General features: G+C 43.0%; 3 protein-coding genes and 2 pseudogenes. 4 read left to right on the plus strand and 1 reads right to left on the minus strand.

The annotated features are described in order from the left end of the window. Nucleotides 1-61: 61 nt before the first annotated feature. Nucleotides 62-199 (minus strand): annotated as a pseudogene (locus A3I7_RS14250) (IS30 family transposase); the annotation flags it as partial. Nucleotides 200-281: 82 nt separating this feature from the next. Here A3I7_RS14250 and A3I7_RS0111795 point away from each other — a divergent pair. From A3I7_RS0111795 to A3I7_RS14675, 4 genes and pseudogenes are all read left to right on the plus strand, one after another. Then, complete coding sequence (locus A3I7_RS0111795) at nt 282-467, plus strand: hypothetical protein (RefSeq protein WP_018376944.1); 186 nt, start codon at nt 282-284, stop codon at nt 465-467. Beyond that, nucleotides 448-798: an IS66 family insertion sequence element accessory protein TnpB gene (gene tnpB, locus A3I7_RS0111800; protein WP_026217251.1), complete on the plus strand. Its 351-nt coding sequence runs from the start codon at nt 448-450 to the stop codon at nt 796-798. The genes A3I7_RS0111795 and tnpB overlap by 20 nt, the downstream gene beginning before the upstream one ends. Before the next feature lie 53 nt (nt 799-851). Continuing rightward, nucleotides 852-1,058: an IS66 family transposase gene (locus tag A3I7_RS0111805; RefSeq protein ID WP_018376946.1), complete on the plus strand. Its 207-nt coding sequence runs from the start codon at nt 852-854 to the stop codon at nt 1,056-1,058. Beyond that, nucleotides 1,030-2,459, plus strand: a pseudogene (locus A3I7_RS14675) (IS66 family transposase). The gene A3I7_RS0111805 and the pseudogene A3I7_RS14675 overlap by 29 nt, the downstream one beginning before the upstream one ends. The last annotated feature ends 85 nt before the right edge of the window (nt 2,460-2,544 follow it).

The raw sequence follows: 2,544 nt of genomic DNA on the forward strand, positions 1-2,544 counted from the left end.
ATTGCCAAATTGCGATACTTTTCTTGAGGCTCTTTTGNCCTATCCCTATTTCAATTAACTATAGTGTCAGTAAGCACCCATTTTTAGCCCATGTTTGAATGACAGTATCAATCTCAAAATCACCGATATTCTCACGCTTATTGATACTCTCTGGACGTTCTTCAAAAGACTTTCCGGCAGGCTTAAAGTTAGGACTGGCGTAACCGCCTAATAACAAGGTATCTATCCAATCACTCCCTCCTCCAGTATACTGTTAGAAAAACATAACTGGAGGATTTATTATGTCACACCCAATCGTACCACTGACTGTTCCCAAATCTAAATGCTTTGAGAAGAAAGGCAGAAACGATATTCTGATGAAAATTCGTCTCGGAAAGGTGGAAGTCACATTCTTCCAATCTATCAACCATGAAGTAATGGAAACGATTTTGGACAAGGTACTACACTATGACCATCCGACTCAGTGATTTAGGTCAAGTCTACTTGGTCTGCGGGAAAACGGATATGCGTCAAGGGATTGATTCTCTCGCCTACCTTGTTAAAAGTCAATTCAATCTGGATCCCTTCTCCGGTCAGGTCTATCTCTTCTGCGGAGGTCGAAAAGATCGGTTCAAAGCTCTTTATTGGGATGGACAGGGATTTTGGTTATTGTATAAACGTTTTGAAAATGGGAAATTGACCTGGCCAAACAATGAAGAGGAGGTTAAAGCCCTCCCTTCCGAGCAGGTGGACTGGCTCATGAAAGGATTTTCTATCAGTCCAAAAATAAATGTTTCAAAAAGTCGTGATTTCTATTGAAATCATGGCTTTTCTTTGTGTATAATGAGATAAAAAGAAGGAGGCTCGAACGTATGGATGAGCTATTGGCAATTATTAAACAACAGACCTCAACGATTGAACAACTTACCAACGAATTGACCCTCCTTCGTGAACAGGTTGAGTATCTGAGACAGAAACTCTACGGAAAATCATCAGAGAAGGTTGTGTATCAACCCGGCCAGCTGAGCTTGTTTTGGGAGGAAAGTCTCCCTGAAGAAGAAGCTGACTTACCCAGTTGAAACAGAGACCATCACCTATAAACGCAAGAAAGCTAAGGGAGTTCGTCAGGCTATTTTCAGCCAGTTCACTCCAGAGATTGTTCATCACGAATTGCAGGGCGAAGATTGTACCTGTCCAGACTGTCATGGTCAGTTGAAGGAGATTGGCTCAACTGTTCAACGACAAGAGTTGGTCTTCATTCCTGCACAATTAAAGCGGATTGACCATGTTCAACATGCTTACAAGTGTCAGGCATGTAGTCAGAAGAATCTAAGCGATAAGATTATCAAGGCTCCCGTTCCTAAGGCACCTTTGGCACACAGCTTGGGTTCAGCCTCTATCATCGCTCACACCATTCACCAGAAGTTCAATCTGAAGGTGCCAAATTACCGTCAGGAAGAGGATTGGAACAAGCTGGGTCTGCCCATCAGTCGGAAGGAAATAGCCAACTGGCACATCAAGTCTAGTCAGTATTATTTCGAGCCGATTTATAACCTGTTACATGAGAAATTACTGAAACAACCTATTCTCCATGCGGATGAAACCTCCTACAAGGTCTTAGAAAATGATAGCCAGTTGACCTTCTACTGGACCTTCTTATCTGGGAAGCATGAGAAAAATGGCATCACCCTCTATCATCATGACAAACGACGGAGTGGATTGGTTGTGGAGGAATTTCTAGGGGACTATGCGGGCTATGTACATTGTGATATGTTACGGCAGTAACTTAGGACTTTAGTCCTTTAGTTCTGCCTATGCGATAGCAGTCCAAGGTTTAGGAGCGAAGCGACGCTAAGCTTGGTTAACTGCGAACCGCTGTCAGCCTATCGCCAATTAGATAAGGCTCAGCTGGTTGGTTGTTGGTCTCATGTCAGGAGAAAGTTTTTTGAGGCGACTCCTAAAAGAAGACAGACAAGACTTCTTTAGGAGCCAAGGGCTTAGCCTATTGCGACCGCCTGTTTGCCTTGGAGAATGACTGGGCTGACTTGTCTACTGAGGAACGGCTACATAAACGTCAGACAGAGTTGCCTCCCTTGATGGACGAATTCTTTGACTGGTGTCGCAATCAGGCCGTTTTGCCAGGCTCCAAATTGGGTACTGCAATAGAGTATAGCCTCAACTACGACACCACTTTCCGAACCGTTCTCTCGGACGGTGACTTAGTCTTGTCTAACAATATGGCTGAGAGAGCAATGAAGACTTTGGTTATGGGCCGTAAAAATTGGCTTTTTTCCCAAAGCTTTGAGGGAGCCAAGTCGACAGCTGTCATTCTGAGTCTTTTGGAAACTGCTAAACGACACGGTCTTGATGCAGAAAAATATATGACCTATCTTCTAGAACACTTACCTAACGAGAAGACACTCGCAAAAAAAGAGGTGCTGGAGGCTTATTTGCCATGGGAGAAGAAAATTAATACTTAACAAAAATCATAAATAGCGTTATAATAGTATTATGACAAAAGAACTTACCCAAACACAAGTCGAAGAATTAAAGCAAGCACTTAAA

It is taken from the genome of Streptococcus orisratti DSM 15617 (assembly GCF_000380105.1).
Taxonomy (GTDB): domain Bacteria; phylum Bacillota; class Bacilli; order Lactobacillales; family Streptococcaceae; genus Streptococcus; species Streptococcus orisratti.